Source organism: Vibrio sp. ABH4_348 (assembly GCF_056159765.1).
The window spans coordinates 686,358-704,448 of record NZ_JBSWVW010000001.1 but is presented as its reverse complement, the minus strand read 5'-3'; the positions used below and the strand labels follow the sequence as shown (position 1 = coordinate 704,448).

The following is an 18,091-nucleotide window of genomic DNA, read 5'->3' as shown; positions in this document are numbered from 1 at the left end:
CCTGATTTGAGTTCGCCAACTCGTTGTTAGTGAACACAAGACCGATGCATACTGCTCTTTAACATGCCATAAAGACCAGTACGGTCCTCTCCATTTTGACTATGATAGGGGAAGAGGCCCAGAAGCATCGGCAAGTGATACTGACAAAACTAATCGTAATGGGTGATACGGTTGGAATAAATAGTAACTAGTTACTGGTTTTCGCATTTTTCTAAAAATAATTTGTGTACCGCAAACAGTTCGGCTTTGTCTTTCACGTCTAATTTGCGTTTTACATTACCCCAATGGCTATGGGCGGTACTTTTGGCAACGCCATATTGCTCTTGAAAATCAACCACTTTTCCGCCTTCAGCAAGTATTTGCACTAGCTGCTGTTCACGCTTTGTTAAACAAGGGTTTTCCCACACCGGAAATTCGGGGTGTTGAAAATCGAGTTCGCAAGGCTTTAAGGTTAATAATCGCAGGGCCGTATCCCTACCCACCAAATCGCGCTCTTCGGGGATTAAGGTAACAGTGGCAAAAAAGCACTTAAGCTGCATTTCCGCTGTTGTTTGACCCGCTTGTGTGGCGTTTTGCGACTCTAATATCGCGCTACGAACCTGTTTGTGAGTCTTGGGCTCTAAATGTCGAATCTGCCCCTGTTTTATGTAAAAACGGTTGTCCGACGATTCTATTACCTGCTCTGCTTGCTCATTCATTAACACTACATTTCCGCAGCGCTCTACTAAAAAGCTTGGATATGGCTGTTGCTCAAGGAAAAAGCGAACGCTCGAAGGCAACAGGGATTGTTTGTAATTGGAATGTGTTAGCGCCCAGGCTTCTTGAATGCAGTCTTGCAGTTCAGTTAAGACTTGTAGGGTTTTGTTACGCGTGCTTGAGTCTTCAGCTCTAAAGAACAAGTTCAGTGATACCCAATAATCATCTCCGGAGCCTATATCCAACACAACGCCATCACTGACCTGCATGGGCTCTAACCAATTCCAAAAATGGGTTTGTTGAAGAAGATGGACGGGGAGATAAGAAGACATGGCATAAGGCAAATTAGGATGGAATCGTTTTTCTACTTCTCTCCATGGATCATCAGACTGGTACTGCTTGACATAGTCATGAATTTCCTCACAGCTAAAACCATAAATCAGAGGCGACTTCAGACTATTAAGCCATTCCGGCACCGCTAATTCTGCGGTTTTACGCTCTCTAAGCAGAATCAAACTTCGGGAGCAGCCCGTATACTCAGTCAGAGATCGCAAAACATCGTGCCAATGTTCTTTTTGGGCAATTGCCTTATACAGTTGGATTCTTAACTCTGCAGGTCCTGAGCTCATCCCAAGCGCGTCCTAATTACTGGTGTAACCTTAGCCTTTGATGAGGTCATCCAACCAAGGATTTAACCTATACAAATATCAATAAGCCTTACATTCGAACACGGTTATACCACTTTATGACGATAAGGTCGCGTTTTTTGAGAACGATTCCAGTTTTTTGTGTTACAAGACGCAAACGTTTGCATCGCTTTATGCATCATTCTTTGAGTCACTTAGCGCATGATCTAACGCATAGTTCGCATGTAATTCTGTCGTGTCATAGAGGCGGGGCTCTGTATCCTTCGGTTTGACTAACAATCCAATTTCAGTACAACCTAGAATCACGCCCTGTGCACCCTGACCTGCCAAGTCGTTAATAACGTTTAGATAGTATTGTCGGGATTCATCAATGATTTGACCCTTGCAAAGCTCTTGGTAAATGACTCGATGTATTTCTTCTCGCTGCGTTTGATTGGGTATCAACACCTGAATGCCGTGATTCTGCTCTAAACGCTGTCGATAAAACTCTTGCTCCATCGTAAAAGCCGTACCCAGCAACCCCACTGTGGTCACGCCGTCTTGTTTAAGTTGCTTGGCTGTGGCATCAACAATGTGAAGTAGCGGAACCGTTAAAGCCTGCTCAACTTCAGGGGCGACTTTATGCATGGTGTTAGTAGCAATCAAGACGAAATCAGCGCCCGCTTTCTCAAGTCCTGCCGCTGCCGAAGCTAACTGAGTCGCCATTTCCAGCCATTCGCCGCGATGTTGTAGCTGTTCTATTTCAGCAAAATCAACGCTATGTAATAGGACTTTCGCTGAATGCAGTCCACCAAGTCTTTGCTTTACGCCCTCATTGAGTAGTCGATAATAGCTTTCTGTGGATTCCCAACTCATACCACCAATAATGCCAATTGTTTTCATTCCTTACCCTTCTTCAATAAAACAGTTTTTCCATCTCTACTTTATATCCAGCTAACAAAGGTTAGATTGTATATTTTTGACAATGCCCCTTTCGCGGGCTTTACGCAGTTGGTTCACGTGATCATTCTCGCCTTGTAAATAACTACCAAGGTGATGCGAAAAACACTGCTTTTGAATAAGTGGGATAACCGTTTGATGTAGATCCGCCGGAAAAGTTTTCAGTTTAGACAATTGCTCAATCGGCACCCAACAAATTTGCTGGATGTAGTCTTGGTCATTTAATCCGTCTAGATTCGACGTAGAGGTTTCACCTTGATGCGCAACAATCTGATAAAAGAACTCGGCGTGATATCGATTGGGCTCTTGCTCCACAAACTCTCGCACACAAATCAGTGGCCCTATGTCTACTTTCAAGTTGGTCTCTTCGTAGAACTCACGTTGCAAACAATCAACCGTACTAATATCGCCCGTTTCAAGTCCTCCACCTGGTGGAATGTAATACTCCCCAAATTTATCCTTCACTTTTAACAGCAAAAGTTTGTTCTGTTCCAACAAAATCCCTGCGGCGCGAATTCGATGCTCCATTTAAACCGCCTCCCTATTTGACTCAAAAACGTGCAATGCTGATTCTAGTAATTGGCGGTGAATCGGCACGAGGTCTCGATGCTCAGAACGATATCCCCCACCCACTACACATGCGACGGGGATTTGAAAATCACGACATTGGGTAAGCAGATACTCGTCACGCTGATAAATACCTTGCGTTGTTACATTGAAATAACCAAGTTCATCGTCAATATGAATATCGACTCCCGCATCGTAAATAACCATATCGGGTTGGTGCAGGTTTATCGCCAAATCCACAACCTCTCGGAAGCTTTGTAAAAACTCTTCGTCACCGGTTTCTCTGGCAAGCGGGACATCGAGGTGAGAATCAGGTTTGCGAGCGGGGAAATTTTTATCGCAGTGGAACGACAGAGTAATGATGTCATCGCGGTTGTTCGCCATGGTCGCCGTGCCATCACCATGATGAACATCCGCATCGACAATTAGGACTTTCTCAATATTGGGTAATTGGCTTATGGCACGCTGAGCGGCGAGAAACAAATCATTAAACATACAAAAACCGCTACCAAAGTCTTTGTGTGCATGGTGATAACCACCACTCAAATGTATCGCCACACCGTGTTTGACTGCCAGCTCGGCAGTTAAGCAGGTACCACCTGAGCTGGTTAACGTCCTTTCCATTAAGCGCTCACTCCATGGGAAACCTATTCGGCGCATTTTGGCTGCCGGCATAGTGCCTTCCAACAGATGATCAACGTAGGTTTCGTCATGACTTTGGACTACTTCTGCTCGAGTCACCGGCACAGGCTCAAATATCTGAAACCTCTCTTTCCATGTCTCGCTCAACGCTTGCTGCTGAACGACAAGCTCATATAAGTAACGATACTTATTTTTGGGGTAGCGATGCCCTTCAGGCAAAGGAAAGTCGGAATAAATGGCATGGTAGATCAAAGGAATCATAATGATTGGCTTCTTAGTATCTAAAAACTTAACTGTGCTCGCTTACTGGGCTTGATTCTAACAGCTTGCAATTGAACAGCAATTCCACTTTAATGATAATAATTATCATTTTTAAATAATAACTATGAGCCGAATTATTTTTATCAGTCTAGGAGTATTAACCGGAGCGCTTGGCGCAGTTGGGTTGTTCTCTGCCATGTTAGTGTCCAGCTGGTTTGTGTTAAACATTACCGTACTTGGTTAGGGTCTGATAAAGTCAGAAAAAACTAACGAGAATTCCCATGCAACAACCCAGCGTTTTTATCACCGGTGCCAACCGAGGTATTGGACTTCAACTCACCAAGCATTACCTCAAGCAAAACTGGCTAGTTTATGCAAGTTACCGAAACAAAGACGGTTCTGAAGAACTTCTTCAGCTGGCGCAAGACAATCAACACCTGCAGGTGATTCAGCTAGACGTGGTTGATTATTCAAAGCTCGCGACTGTCTCTAACTGGTTACCAGCTTTAGACTTGCTAATTAACAACGCAGGATACTATGGCCCAAAAGGTTACGGTTTAGGTAACGTGGATGTTGACGAGTGGCGACGTGTATTTGAAATAAACACTATAGCTCCGCTCAAATTGGTTGAGGCGCTGCTACCCAACTTGGAAAAAGGTAAGTTGCGTAAAATAGCGTGTTTGTCCTCTAAAGTCGGCAGCATAACCGAGAACACCTCGGGTGGTGGCTATCTATATCGTTCTTCTAAAGCGGCGTTAAACTCTGTTGTGAAAAGCCTTTCGAACGATCTCACGGCTCAAGGGTTTGCGGTACTCGCGCTGCACCCGGGTTGGGTACAAACTGAAATGGGCGGGCCTAACGCGCTAATTTCGACACAAACTTCAGCGTCAGGGTTATATCAAGTGATAGAGAGCGCAGACGTTAGTCAATCCGGCTCATTTATTAACTACGACGGTTCACACATACCTTGGTAGTGGATTACTGAGGCTTTTTCGTCCTGCTGTTTTTTCGGCTTGTAGAACCAGTTTTGTTACTTTTAGTCTTGCTCGTGCTGGCCTTTTTACTGAATCGCCGTTTTTTATATGCCGGTCGTTCAACGGCTGGTAGTGAACGGAGTGAGTCTGGAATCGGCCCAGTTTTCACCTTATTCATCAATTTATCCAACTGCTGCTGTAGGCTTAACATAAACGGCTGATATGCCTGTCCTTTCTCGGCCATACCTTGCAGTTGGTGCTCCCAATGCGCGGTCATATCTGGGTAGGTGGACTCCTTTGGCAGTGCGTGAATTAAGCCTCTACCTGCTGGGGTTGCATGGATGCTTTTACCTAGCCGTTTTAACAGATGGCGTTTGAACAAGGTATCTAAAATTCCGGCTCGGGTCGCTTCGGTGCCAATACCGTCAGTGTCACGTAGGATCTTTTTCAGCTCTTTATCTTCGACAAAACGAGCAATACCCGTCATTGCCTGTAATAAAGTAGCCTCAGTAAACGCTTTGGGAGGCTCAGTTTTTCTTTGATTAATTTCACCTTCGCGACAGGTTAATTGTGTGCCTTTAGCGAGAGGAGGGACTTTGTCTGCCTCTTCATCACCCTTGCTCTGTTGGACAGATTTGCCTAGCAATTCACGCCACCCCGATGAAATTAGCTGGCGACCTTTTGCAACGAAAGTGCCACCAGCAATATCAAACACTAATTTGGCATCGGCATAAATCGCGGCTGGATAAAACTGCATAACGTATTGGCGAGCGATGAGGGTGTAGATTTTCTCTTCGTCACCGGAGAGAACCTTGCCGTTCGCGTTTTTTGGCGTTGGAATAATCGCATGGTGAGCATCAACCTTACTGTCATTCCAAGCTTTGGACTTCAAACTGGGATCCGCGTTATTCACTGCATCATGCAGTGATAAAGCGTTGCTTTGGATTGCCCCTAACACTTGTTTTGCTTGCTTAAAGTGCTCCAATGGCAAGTGCCGAGAATCGGACCTCGGATAAGTGATTAAAGTGTGCTTTTCATAAAGGCTTTGACAAATATCCAGCACCTTCTGAGCGCTAAGGTTGAATCGTTTAGCCGCATCAATCTGCAGCGCCGACAAAGAGTAAGGTAGCGGTGGTGCTTGTTTGGATTGCTTGTGTTCAGAGTTGGTGACCGTTGCTGGTTGGTTTTTAATCCGCGCCGCGACATTTTCTACCAAAGCGCGATTTAATACTCTTCCCTCTTCATCCTGCCAAGGTTTGCAGGCCTCACTCGGCTGCCACTTTGCGCGAATATCAAAAGGTTGGGAGGTGCCATCGGAATACGGAATAAGCGCGTGCAGGGTAAAATAGTCTTTAGGGACAAAGTTCTCTATTTCTTCATCGCGCCTAACTACCAACCCGAGAACAGGAGTTTGGACGCGCCCAACTGAAAGTACACCCTGATATCCCGCTTTCTGGCCCAACAAAGTATAAGCGCGAGACATATTCATTCCATAAAGCCAATCCGCGCGAGAACGAGCTAAAGCGGATACAGAAAGTGGAATGAAATCTCGATTGCTGCGTAATCTCGACAGGGCTTTTTTCACCGCGCTCGGGTTCAAATCGCTGACTAATAAACGCTGCGCTTGGTCTTTTTTACTCTTGCTAACTTTGCAGTAATCAATGACTTCATCAACCAGTAATTGTCCCTCTCGATCTGGGTCTCCGGCATGAACGATCTGGTTACTAGACTTTAATAGTTTTCGTACCACAGTTAGCTGTTTACTGGCGGATTTTCTGGGTCTAAGTTGCCACGATTCGGGTACGATGGGGAGATGGTCTAAATGCCATTTTTTGTACTTTTCGTCATAGGCATCAGGCTCGACTTGCTCGAGTAAGTGACCAATGCACCAAGTAACCGTATCGCCGTTGGCACACTGGATAAATCCATCACCTTTTTTGTGCGGTTTGGGTAATACCGCTGCAATAGCACGGGCCAGACTGGGTTTTTCAGCAATGATTAGACGAGACATAAAACAAAAAAGCCACCAAAAGGTGGCTTTAGCATATCACTGTATAGATAAACAGTTAATAACTTATTCTGCGTCTTCGCTGCTGTCTTGAACTTTTGCAGCCGCTTCTTTAACCAGAGGCTGAAGCTCACCCTTTTGGAACATTTCCAAAATGATGTCACAACCGCCAATCAATTCACCCTCTACCCAAAGTTGTGGGAAAGTAGGCCATTGTGCGTATATTGGAAGCTCAGCGCGAATGTCTGGGTTTTGCAGAATATCCACATAAGCAAACTTTTCGCCACAAGCCATAAGAGCTTGAGAAGCTTGAGATGAGAAACCACAGCTAGGCAGTTTTGGAGAACCCTTCATGTATAAAAGGATTGAGTTTTCAGCAATCTGCTGTTTGATTTTTTCGATAGTTTCCATTGCATCCTCTTGATGGAGGTTTCGATATCATGCCGACATTCTAAACGATCGTTTCAAAAATAACAGCGTAGAAACGCTAGGGACATTCGGGATGTTTTATATCTTACTGGCATAAGCTATGTGCTATCGCATATCGCGGCTTAAAAAGACTGCTAAACGTTTTAGGCTTTAGAGCAAGCTAAGTCTTAGTAGCACGTCAATTTGTCGTCAACAATCGGTTTTTAAAGGGTTTAGCCACAAAAATTGTGCCTTTTTCTTTAGGGAAAATCACTTTAGAATATCGTTCAAGTCAGCTGTAATGACCTAATAGTGAACAATCGCTCAGCGATGCACTATGATTGCGTTGGGTAACTCAACGTTATTACAAAAATTATAAACACTGGAAGCAATGGAAAAAGGGAAACCTTTTTCAAATACAATGGAGAATTGAGCAATGGCATTTGAACTACCAGCTCTACCGTACGCGAAAGATGCGCTAGAACCACATATCTCAGCGGAAACACTAGATTTTCACCACGGCAAACACCATAACACTTACGTTGTTAAGCTAAATGGTCTTGTACCTGGTACTGAGTTTGAAGGTAAGTCTCTAGAAGAAGTAATCAAGACTTCAACTGGCGGCATCTTCAACAACGCGGCTCAAATTTGGAACCACACGTTCTACTGGCACTGTCTATCACCAAACGGTGGTGGTGAGCCAACAGGCGCTGTTGCAGACGCAATCAATGCAGCATTTGGTTCATTCGAAGAATTCAAAGCTAAGTTCACTGAATCAGCAATCAACAACTTCGGTGCTTCTTGGACTTGGTTGGTGAAAAAAGCAGACGGTTCAGTAGAAATCGTAAATACTTCAAACGCTGCAACACCACTAACAGATGAAGGTGTAACGCCTCTACTTACTGTTGACTTGTGGGAACACGCTTACTACATCGATTACCGCAACGTGCGTCCAGACTACATGAACGGTTTCTGGGCACTAGTAAACTGGGACTTCGTAGCTGAAAACCTAGCTAAGTAAGAACTACCTACTATTTTCAAGGCTCGCCAATGGCGGGCCTTTTTCATATCAGCATCTAACTCTAAAGAATTTCAAACGTTTGCCGCTATAAACATTGAACAGAACCGTTCTATTCGAACAGAAATCGAATAACTACTGGGTTGTTTCATTTATTGGTTAGCAGAAATAAATTACCAAGGGCTATACGTGGAAATTCATGCATTAGACAAAGCGCACTTAGTCAATGAACTGAACGTTGGACAGAGTCTTTCCCATGCTGTTCAAGATGGCAGGCGGGCCGACTTTGCTTTTCTTGTGTCCTTTTTCTCCGATGACATGCGTGAATCTGCTCCCACCGAATTAGTGCCCAACAGTGATATCAATGACCAACAGCTGCGAACTCAATTGGGTGTACCACAACCTCAAGCACTCAACTCGGATTTTCAAAGCTACGATGTCGCCAAAATGCACAATGATCTTTTCCACAAGAGCGGCATGACTAGTGTGAGATTTGCTCAACAACTTATACAAGACTCACTCACTTATCGCCCTCAGGATACCCACAACTTACCAGAAGATCTTTATCACAATTTATCTGGCCACACGCGTCGACAATTGCAAGACAAAGATCTTGAGCCCATTCACTATAATCACCTTTTACAGCAACTAGTTAGCTCAAGAAGACTCGATCAAATCGAGCTACAAACTGGCCAGAAAATTCAAGCACTCGCTTAGTGTTTTCATAGATTTCAGCGTATGTGTTAAAGAAGTGTGAACAAGTGCAAAATAATCGATCTTGACCTTTGCTCAGCCAGTACAGTTTGATCTTATTCACACCTAAATCACAAGTCATCAACCATTCTTTCGAGACCGCTAAAACACACAGAGACGGAGCTTCGAAATGGAAGTAAAAAACGCAGTTGTATTGGTCACTTCTGCAGGCACACATTTGGGTAATACGCTCGCAATGCATTTTGCTCAACTCGGTGCCATCGTCGTGTTGTGTGATAAAAACAATGATCAACTAAACCAAACCTATCTTTGCTGCCAGAAGGTGACACAATCAGTTCACCAATATCCAATTCAGGATTACAGTAATGATTCAGTAGAAAGCTTGTTTACTTATATAAAAAGCGAATTGGGCCAGTATCCTGATGTGCTGATCAACGCACTAGTTCCGGTATCAATGCCTTCCCTACTAGATAGCACCGGAGCCGATTCATTCAGCGCCAGTTTATCTGACTTTACCGCTAGCCTATTTAGCTTTTGTCATGCGACTGCATGCCGTTTAAAAGAAGAAAATAAACAAGGGGTAATTGTTAATGTAGTTTGGCAAGAAGGCAGACGAACCACGAAAGGCTTTGAAAATACGGCCTCCGTCATCACAGGGATGACGCAATCTTGGGCCAAAGAACTCACACCTTTTAGAATACGAGTCGGTGCGGTAATTCCATCTACCGATGACGACGATTCACCGAGCTGGTCTGAACTGCAAGACGAGTTGATCCGAAATACCGAATATATAGTATCGAACGATTATTTTAGTGGACGAGTCATGGCCGCATAGTGACGGCAAATTGTCCTAGCTATTTCACTAAAAAAGCTGGCTCGCCAGCTTTTTGTCCTTAAGCAGAGATCTTTTGTAAAAACTGGTCGCTTGCTTCTTCTATGAGATCCAACACCAATTCAAAACCTTTGCTGCCCCCGTAATAAGGGTCGGGAATTTCTTGATAGTCGCTATCGGAGTGAGAAAGAAACAGGCTGATTTTGTGAGCATGTTCGCGCGGGCAAATGTCTAGCATATCTGCCATATTGGCGCGATCGGCAGCAAGTACATAGTCAAATTTTACGAAATCTTGTTCCGTAATCTGGCGAGATTTAATCCCTGAAAATGAATAGCCACGCTTCTCGCCGGCAGAAACCGAACGGGAATCAGGACCTTTGCCTTGGTGATAGTTAATCGTACCTGCTGAATCAATATCAACATCGATTCCTAACGCCTTCGCACGCGCTTTCAAAACTGCCTCTCCCGTTGGTGAGCGACAAATATTGCCCATGCAGACTACTAAGACAGAAGGGATTTGTTGATTCGACATACCTAACCTTAAAACTTGGCGAAAGCATACACTTACGCAATAACAATCTCATTATATTGTCCCAAGTATTTACGAAATCACTTGAGTACGTTTTGGCGATAGTTTGCCTGTTTGCGGGCTAGACCTCAATCACCTCTGAAACATAATTCAGCGTTATTCTCGAGATCTCACATATACAACATCACACCTACTCTTTTTTTCCTACATTCAGAAAAGGTAAATCCTCATTTGTATTTGAAATTAATCCACGAGAAACCATGGGTTTCGATTACAGAGAGCCACACACCGTATGGATCAAATTGACACGACAATTGCGTTTACTGAAAACCCAGCACTGACTGACCGAAGTTCCCATGACACAAGTAACGAGACAGTACTAGAAGGAGAGCAAGCCCTGACTTTATGGTCCAAAGGAAAGACGGCGTGGAATCAATGGGTGCAGCTGAACCCTGAAGCTCACGTTAGTTTTGAAGGTATCGAATTTCACGCGAGTAATGGGCAGCCCATATCATTTGAAGAATATCAATTTCCAAATGGCAACATCAGTTTTTTTGGCGCTTTGTTTTCAGGCAACGGCGTTGATTTTTCCAACTGTCAGTTTGGACGGGGAAATATTGATTTTGTCGCGGCCAACTTTGGCAATGGCGATGTCGATTTTTCTAATACGCAATTTGGCGAGGGCAATGTTGATTTTTCTGAGTCTCAGTTTGGCCATGGGCTGATCGACTTTTCACTGTGCGAGTTTGGCTCAGGTAGTATTGACTTTTTTGGCGCTAAGCTTGGTGACGGTGGTGTTGATTTCTCCGGAACTAAGTTTGGTGATGGCTATGTGGATTTTTCACTCTCAGAATTTGGTGAAGGAAAAATCGAGTTTTCTAGCTGTGAGTTTGGCAAAGGCTACGTCTATTTTTCCGGGACCAAATTTGGCGATGGACAAGCGAGCTTCGCCAAAACCCAGTTCTCCGAAGGTGACGTTAACTTTTCCCGAGCAGAATTTGGTGAAGGTGACATCGAGTTTACTGGTGCGGTATTTGGTGAAGGCGAAGTCACTTTCTCAACCGTTCAATTTGGCTCGGGGGATGTCGATTTTTCATTTGCGTGGTTTGGAGACAGCACTCTTTACTTTGATGACTGCGTTTTTTCAGGGGAAAACGTTAATTTTTCCAACGCCACCTTCCGCGGTGCATATTTTGAGAACATTCACTTATCCGAAACCTGCCAGAGCTTTTCATTCAAACACTCCAGCTTTAACGGACCACTCACCTTGTACTTTCCGGAGATGGTCAATTTTGTGCCTGACTTAGTCGGTACCAAAACCAGCCACCATGTTTCACTCAATCGCCTTTACTGCACGACAAAACGAACCAGTGGATTTTTAATCAAACGGTGCTTAGATCCAAACGATGCGGAACGACTTGGAAGACTAATGGAGCTTTCCGAGTACAACAAAGACCATCAATCAGCGCTTAGATTTCATGCCGAAGAAATGCGAGCCCGACGTTGGCATTCCACACCTACTCTCGCCAGTATTCTTGACCTCGCCTTCGACATCACCAGTGATTATGGACAAAGCATCGTTAGACCTTTTGCCTTGTTGTTTTCCGCCATATTTCTATTGACGCTATACGCTGTTGGCGCACCTTTTCCTGCAGCAAACGCAACAGCCGTTGCTCAATGGTGGCAAGACCTTGACCCACAGTGGATTGCCAGTTTTGAGCTCGCAGTTAGCCGTACCCTTCCTTTCATTGGCGGTGTGAGAGAAGAAGGAAGAGAGGCCTATATTGCGATCTCAGAGCAATTGCCCGCCCACTTTGGCGCGGTCAGTTTTCTATTTAGTGTTATGGCTTTTGGAGCTTTGTTTTTAATTGGCCTTGGTCTGAGAAACCGATTTAGGATTTAAATAAGCACACATTTGCATAAGATTATAGCTCTACTAAGATCTTAAGAGACATGCACTAAGTACAACGACATATCAAAGGTAATAAAATGAAAACACCACTCGTTTTAATCCTCGCGGCGCTTGTTACTGTAGCGTTCCCTACACTGGCAAATGAGTTCGAAGCTGAACTGCAAGAGTTTGCTGACACTCAAGTCAAAGAAATTGCATCTCTTCCAGCTGTTATTTCTGCCGTCAAAAAGCAAAATACCATGCACGATGGTTTGAGCCTCGATCAAATCAAAGCGCTAGATATGCAATGGCGAAGCGAGGTGGGCCAAAACTCCGCACCACTGATCAACAAAGTCACATCCAATGAGCTTTCACAGATGCTTGCAGAAAAGCAGGCGATGCATGAAGGCACCATTACTGAAATTTTCGTTATGGACAATAAAGGCCTGAATGTTGGACAAAGCGCGGTAACGTCAGATTACTGGCAAGGTGATGAAGCCAAATGGCAGAAGACCTATTCAATGGGTGCTAATGCTGTGCACATTAGTGAAATTGAAGAAGACGAATCAACGCAGATGTTTCAGTCCCAAGTGAGTTATACCGTGGTTGATGAAAGCGGTAAAGCCATTGGTGCGATTACGGTGGGTGTCAATGTAGACGGTTTATAAACGATCACTCCTGGAGGGCGAATGAACATATCACTTAGATTACTTGTCATTTTAGTATCATCAGCGATAACGGTAGCAGCAGTAATTTTAAGCTCGTGGTTATCTTGGTTCAGCAGTACCACCGCCCTCCATGACCTAAGTCGAAATGCATTTGTCCAAACCAGTCAACAATTGGCATCCGAAGTTGCAACCGCGACGCGTTTCAAAAAAGTCGATAACATTACCGAAGACGTTACAGCATCAATCGAGAGTAACGGTGGCAATTTAAAGTCTGTCGCAATTTACACGCCAGATAAGAAGGTTCTGTTTAGTTCTGATAATTCGCCCGCTCCACTACCCTCAATGCCAAGTGAATCTGAGGTATTAGTCCAAGATGATACTATTAATGGTGTCACCACCATCGCTCCTCTACTGGCAGGAAAAAAGCAGACTCTGGTTGGTTATGCCGTTTTCCATTGGGCTTACCTAGACCTTGTTAAGCTCAGCAGCCAGTTAGCATACAAAGCCATACTATTGGTACTGACAGCAGTAGTCGTATCGGGATTTTTGCTTTGGCTAATTCTAAACAAGGTTTTATTCAAGCCTTTAGTTTATGTAAAAAAACTCTGTTACGACTTGGGCTCAGGAGAATGTGACCTTAAGACGCGATTGGAATTTAGGTCCAAAAATGAGCTTGGGGAATTGGTACAGCACATCAATGCCTTTATAGAGAAATTGGATAATACACTGACTCCAATTCAAGCCAGTGCCAAGTCTGTCAACAACGTGGCCAATCTACTGCAAGGTTATAGCGAGTCATTGAATCACAAAGTCGACACTCAGAGAGTCGAGATAAAACAAGCTGTCTCATTTGGTGAGGAATCCAAATTGTCTGTTACCACCGTAAAAGACAGCGCAAACTCGGCTTCCGATTCGTTGAGTAAAGCAGTAACCAGTGCAGAAAATGGTAAAGCACAACTTTCCCGGGCTCTAAATGAAAATCGAGTACTTAATGAAAAAAGTGCACAGACAACTGCTCAGGCTGAAAGTCTAGAAGTTCAGGTTAACAAAGTAACCGAAATCTTAGCCATTATCCGTACCATTGCCGACCAAACGAATTTGTTAGCACTCAATGCAGCCATTGAGGCCGCACGAGCTGGTGAGCATGGACGAGGTTTTGCGGTGGTCGCTGATGAAGTCCGAGGGTTGGCCGAAAAAACCTCAGCTTCAACCAATCAAGTAGAAGAAATCCTGACCAAACTCAGCGCAGTCGCAAATGAGCTTATTGAATACACTCATCAGGGACAATCGGCGTCGGAAAACTGCCTACAACGTATTGAAGAGTCCGCTGCGAATATTGAAACAGCGCTAAATGATGTGCTTACTGCCGACCAAACTTCACAACAAATCGTTTACTCGGCTGATGAGCAGTTTGCTTCAATGGAACAGTTGATTTCCCAACTCGATAGTATCGATACCCAAGTTGATAGCCTGGTCGAGGAATCAGAACGCTTGAGCACGAGTAGTAACGAGCTACAAACCCAGTCAGCTGAAACCAGTCGCTGGTTAGCAGCGTATAACCTTAACTAATTACTGTTAATAAACTATTCCCCCATTAAGCCTATGTATTCACTACATAGGTTTTTGGTTTATGATGTTCCGAAAGCCTCTGATAATAGGAAGTGACAACGTGAGCGAAGAACAAAAACAAGATAGACACAAAGCGCGCCAGCAAAAAGTTAAAGAAAAAGTCGACGAGAAAATTGCAGCGGCAAAGGAAGTGAAAGGCTTGCTATTGGTTATCACTGGCAACGGTAAAGGCAAATCTACTTCCGGGTTTGGCATGGTAACGCGCGCATTAGGCCATAACAAAAAAGCGGCAGTTGCCCAGTTTATCAAAGGAACATGGGATAACGGTGAGCGCAACCTACTAGAAAAGTTGGGTGTCGAATTCCAGGTAATGGCGACTGGCTTCACTTGGGAAACCCAAAACAAAGAAACGGATACCGCAGCAGCACAACTGGTTTGGCAAGAATGCAAACGCATGCTGCAAGATGAAAGTATCGATGTGATTTTGTTTGACGAGCTGACCTACATGGTTAGCTATGGTTACATTGAACTGGATGAAGTGGTTGAAGCACTGAAAAACCGTCCATTTATGCAGTCAGTAATCATTACAGGTCGCGGCGCTCACCGCACCTTAATTGAATTAGCCGATACGGTTTCTGAAGTGAAAAATGTAAAACACGCATTCGAATCTGGCATCAAATCTCTACAAGGGATTGATTGGTAGAACTTTGCAGTCTCCGACGACAAAAATTGAATCATCTTGCTGTAACCAATAAAAAAGCGCCAATATTTTCGGCGCTTTTTTATTTGCTTTTATAAGAGTTCGGGTTTTAGTTAAACAGCCCTTTGATCAAACTATCTACCGCTTTTTTGGTGTCTTCATCTTTGATCTTTTCACTAATTTTTTCGCTGATTTTTTTCTCAGCTTTCTGCTTCAGTACAGCATCAAATTCTGGGCGATATTTCAGATCAGTCCACGGGCCTGAGATACGAATCGGGATGGTAATGTCTTTCAGTTCCTCGATGTCTTTACCACCTTGCCCTTCAAGGCTACCGACGATGGAAGTACGCACCAACATATCTGCGGTTTCTGCAAAATAGTTTGCGCTACCTTCCCCACTGACCCGCAAAAACGGTGATTGAGCAGCCAGGTCTTTGAAGTTCACATTGCCTTTATCAAAAGTAATTTTGGTTGCCATTGAGCTGAAGTCGGTTTTCTGAACACCCTCTTTGCCATCAAAGCTCTTACCTTTAATTTTGGCGTAGTTTTCGCGAACCACTTGAGCAATATTAATTCCGTTGACGGCGCCATCGGTAAATTTGATGTTCATTGCGCCAACCAGATTTTTCTTTAACTCTTCTGGGTTCAGGCTTTGACCATTTAAGTTGATGTCGATATTACCTGTACCCTCCAGCGTATCGAAGTCAGCCACATCTTTTAGCAGAGGCTGGACTTTAATACCCGTTAAGTCTCCTTTTGCTGTGTATTTGGCTGGGCTGGTTGTCGCGTCCAACTTAGCATTGGCCAACATGATCCCGCTGTACAGTTTTGATTGCAGCTGATTTAAGTTCAGCACGCCATCTTTGATGCTCAGTTTAACTTTCACATCTTGCATTGAGGCGTTGCCGGCTTTGAACTGGTCGATTGCCAAGTCGCCAGCAAGATCAAGTGTTTTCAACGCACTTAAATCCGGTTCGCCGCTCGTTGCGGGTTCAGTTGATGCTCCATCGCCAGAACTCTCTGCAGAGTCATTAGTTTTGCTTTCCGCAGCACCAGTTTCACTGGCCAAAAACGCATCCAAATCGATGTTGGGGCTTTGTAAATCAAAACGAATTTTTGGTATTGCTGATGCGTAAGCCACTGAAGATGTGCCAGATAATTGAATATCATTGGCAGAGAGCTTTCTCAGCACCACATCGACTACTGAACGGTTCAACGACAATGAGACATCGGAATCCAAGCCTATATTCATTGGATTTTGTGGCAAAGCATCACCGGTCAAGGTACTGGCAACATTCAAGCCCGCTAACGTTACTTTCGTTACTGCCTTATCGATATTGGCAGTAGCCGTCCCGCTAGTTTCTACGCCCATGTCCGCTGCAGTTCCTTTAACACTAAACTCTAGTGGAATCGGTTGATCAAAGCCAAAGGTTGGGACTTTCAACTGAATTGATTCAAAACTGTTGCTCTGATCTTGATAAGACAAGTTGGTTTCGATGTTTCGCAACGCATATTGCGCCATATCTTGAGACAGTTTGAACTCAGAATCAGCTTCTAGACTAAAACTTTGCGCGTTAGTTTTACCGGATAAAGACGCGCTAACTTGCGCCCATTGATCAAATGCAAATTCACTCACTGTCAGCTGGATATCGTTTAAGTGAGTTTCAGAACCTGCTTTGCGGTCGATTACGCTCACTTGTGCGTTAGAAAGCGTTACACCGGCGACAGTTACTTGCCATGGCTGGCTTTGCTCAGGGGATACATTGACATCGACAGATACGGAATTTTCAGACTCGGAACTCGATGTCTTAGGTTGAGTGAGCGGGTCTAGGTTACTGCTACCATCTTGCTTGGTTTCAATAACTACTTTGGCACCATCCATAACGATGTTGCCGATATGCACTTGGTTATCAAACAATGGCATAACGTCGACATTGAGATTGACGCGATCAACGGAAAAAAGCGTTTCTTGGCTAAAGCCAGAAGGATTAAGGACTTTAGTTTTTCCCAGTTCGAACCCTAGTGATGGGAAAAACTGCCAGCTAATGTCTCCTTCAACCACCAAATCTAAGCCAGTTTGTTTTTGAGTTTGTTCAACTAGAACCGGTTTTATTTGATTTGGATTGATAAACAGTACCAGTGCGACCACACTACCGATGAGCACCACCAGCACAAACAAAAATGCATATAAGGCTTTTTTCATTTCCCCTAACCCTTATTCGAAATATCAAAACTATAGACTATTGAACTGCCGAACAATTCCATTCAAAGCTCACGGATTGAATTTTCTCTCAAAATACATAGCAAAAAAAAGAAGTGCCCCTAAAGTGACACTTCTTTCATAAAAAATAAATAGTTCTTACGGGTGTAATCCCGGATTTCAAGACTACCGTCTTAACAGCTTGGCTAGATGGGCTTTAAGAACATCAATCGCAATTCGGTTTTTACCACCGCGCGGAACAATGATATCCGCGTATTGTTTTGAAGGTTCGATGTACTGCATGAACATAGGACGAACGGTTTTTTCGTATTGGCTCAACACTGAACTCATCGTACGACCACGCTCTTCAACATCTCGCTTCACTCGGCGAAGCAGACAAATGTCTAGCGGTGTGTCCATAAAGATACTGGCATCCATCACCTCACGCAGTTTTGGATCGGTTAGCAACAAGATACCTTCGAGTATGATGACTTTTTTCGGCGTCATCGTCGTCGTGTTGTCGGTACGAGTGTGCTCAGCATAGCTGTACTCTGGAATTTCAACCGATTCACCACGCCCTAGGGCTTCAAGGTGCTCGCAAAGCAACTCATGATCAAACGCATTTGGGTGGTCATAGTTGGTTTTAACGCGCTCTTCCATTGTCAGGTGAGCTTGGTCTTTGTAGTAGCTGTCCTCTTTAATGACACCAATCTGGTCGCCGCCTACTTTTTCGCAAAGTTCTGCATAAATGGTACTTGCAATAAGGCTCTTCCCTGAAGCCGAAGCGCCTGCAATCCCTACAACGACGCACTGATTATTATCGGACAT

The 18,091-nt window shown here is 44.2% G+C and carries 17 protein-coding genes; 8 read left to right on the top strand and 9 right to left on the bottom strand.

Annotation, left to right across the window (positions count from 1 at the left end):
* Positions 1–191: 191 nt before the first annotated feature.
* From ACXAFJ_RS03260 to ACXAFJ_RS03245, 4 genes are all read right to left on the bottom strand, one after another.
* The gene (locus ACXAFJ_RS03260) at positions 192–1,325 is read right to left on the bottom strand and encodes a helix-turn-helix transcriptional regulator (RefSeq protein WP_475321385.1); all 1,134 of its coding nucleotides are present in this window, start codon (positions 1,323–1,325) and stop codon (positions 192–194) included.
* Between the two features lie 189 nt (positions 1,326–1,514).
* The gene (locus ACXAFJ_RS03255) at positions 1,515–2,225 is read right to left on the bottom strand and encodes an aspartate/glutamate racemase family protein (protein ID WP_475321384.1); all 711 of its coding nucleotides are present in this window, start codon (positions 2,223–2,225) and stop codon (positions 1,515–1,517) included.
* 51 nt (positions 2,226–2,276) lie between these two features.
* Positions 2,277–2,810, bottom strand: a complete 534-nt coding sequence (locus ACXAFJ_RS03250; RefSeq protein ID WP_475321383.1) for an NUDIX domain-containing protein — start codon at positions 2,808–2,810, stop codon at positions 2,277–2,279.
* Complete coding sequence (locus ACXAFJ_RS03245; protein ID WP_475321381.1) at positions 2,811–3,752, bottom strand: histone deacetylase family protein; 942 nt, start codon at positions 3,750–3,752, stop codon at positions 2,811–2,813.
* A gap of 281 nt (positions 3,753–4,033) precedes the next feature.
* Here ACXAFJ_RS03245 and ACXAFJ_RS03240 point away from each other — a divergent pair, with 281 nt between their 5' ends.
* Positions 4,034–4,726 carry an SDR family oxidoreductase gene (locus ACXAFJ_RS03240; RefSeq protein WP_475321380.1) on the top strand — a complete coding sequence of 231 codons (693 nt, stop codon included), beginning with the start codon at positions 4,034–4,036 and terminating at the stop codon, positions 4,724–4,726.
* Positions 4,727–4,730: 4 nt separating this feature from the next.
* On the opposite strand, the gene ACXAFJ_RS03235 is transcribed toward ACXAFJ_RS03240, so the two are convergent.
* Together ACXAFJ_RS03235 and ACXAFJ_RS03230 are read right to left on the bottom strand one after the other, a co-directional pair.
* The gene (locus tag ACXAFJ_RS03235; RefSeq protein ID WP_475321378.1) at positions 4,731–6,737 is read right to left on the bottom strand and encodes a DNA topoisomerase III; all 2,007 of its coding nucleotides are present in this window, start codon (positions 6,735–6,737) and stop codon (positions 4,731–4,733) included.
* A gap of 63 nt (positions 6,738–6,800) precedes the next feature.
* The gene (locus tag ACXAFJ_RS03230) at positions 6,801–7,145 is read right to left on the bottom strand and encodes a Grx4 family monothiol glutaredoxin (RefSeq protein WP_475321377.1); all 345 of its coding nucleotides are present in this window, start codon (positions 7,143–7,145) and stop codon (positions 6,801–6,803) included.
* Positions 7,146–7,578: 433 nt separating this feature from the next.
* On the opposite strand from ACXAFJ_RS03230, the gene sodB reads away from it, so the two are divergent.
* The 3 genes from sodB (at position 7,579) to ACXAFJ_RS03215 (ending at position 9,709) form a co-directional block, all read left to right on the top strand.
* On the top strand, positions 7,579–8,163 hold the full coding sequence (sodB, locus tag ACXAFJ_RS03225) for a superoxide dismutase [Fe] (protein WP_475321376.1): 585 nt from the start codon (positions 7,579–7,581) through the stop codon (positions 8,161–8,163).
* 186 nt (positions 8,164–8,349) lie between these two features.
* On the top strand, positions 8,350–8,877 hold the full coding sequence (locus tag ACXAFJ_RS03220) for a VC2046/SO_2500 family protein (RefSeq protein WP_475321374.1): 528 nt from the start codon (positions 8,350–8,352) through the stop codon (positions 8,875–8,877).
* Between the two features lie 166 nt (positions 8,878–9,043).
* Entirely contained in the window at positions 9,044–9,709 is a 666-nt protein-coding gene (locus ACXAFJ_RS03215; protein ID WP_475321373.1) for an SDR family oxidoreductase, read from the top strand.
* A gap of 58 nt (positions 9,710–9,767) precedes the next feature.
* Here ACXAFJ_RS03215 and ACXAFJ_RS03210 read toward each other — a convergent pair whose 3' ends face one another.
* Positions 9,768–10,223, bottom strand: coding sequence for a low molecular weight protein-tyrosine-phosphatase (locus ACXAFJ_RS03210; protein ID WP_475324049.1), 456 nt, complete (start codon positions 10,221–10,223; stop codon positions 9,768–9,770).
* 304 nt (positions 10,224–10,527) lie between these two features.
* On the opposite strand from ACXAFJ_RS03210, the gene ACXAFJ_RS03205 reads away from it, so the two are divergent.
* From ACXAFJ_RS03205 to cobO, 4 genes are all read left to right on the top strand, one after another.
* Positions 10,528–12,138 carry a pentapeptide repeat-containing protein gene (locus ACXAFJ_RS03205; RefSeq protein ID WP_475321372.1) on the top strand — a complete coding sequence of 537 codons (1,611 nt, stop codon included), beginning with the start codon at positions 10,528–10,530 and terminating at the stop codon, positions 12,136–12,138.
* 86 nt (positions 12,139–12,224) lie between these two features.
* A complete protein-coding gene (locus tag ACXAFJ_RS03200) occupies positions 12,225–12,794 on the top strand; it encodes a hypothetical protein (protein WP_475321370.1) in 570 nt (189 codons plus the stop codon).
* Between the two features lie 21 nt (positions 12,795–12,815).
* Entirely contained in the window at positions 12,816–14,363 is a 1,548-nt protein-coding gene (locus ACXAFJ_RS03195) for a methyl-accepting chemotaxis protein (protein WP_475321369.1), read from the top strand.
* 64 nt (positions 14,364–14,427) lie between these two features.
* A complete protein-coding gene (cobO, locus tag ACXAFJ_RS03190) occupies positions 14,428–15,066 on the top strand; it encodes a cob(I)yrinic acid a,c-diamide adenosyltransferase (protein ID WP_475324047.1) in 639 nt (212 codons plus the stop codon).
* Positions 15,067–15,172: 106 nt separating this feature from the next.
* On the opposite strand, the gene ACXAFJ_RS03185 is transcribed toward cobO, so the two are convergent.
* A complete protein-coding gene (locus ACXAFJ_RS03185; RefSeq protein ID WP_475321367.1) occupies positions 15,173–17,266 on the bottom strand; it encodes an AsmA family protein in 2,094 nt (697 codons plus the stop codon).
* Between the two features lie 183 nt (positions 17,267–17,449).
* The gene (udk, locus tag ACXAFJ_RS03180; RefSeq protein ID WP_475321366.1) at positions 17,450–18,091 is read right to left on the bottom strand and encodes a uridine kinase; all 642 of its coding nucleotides are present in this window, start codon (positions 18,089–18,091) and stop codon (positions 17,450–17,452) included.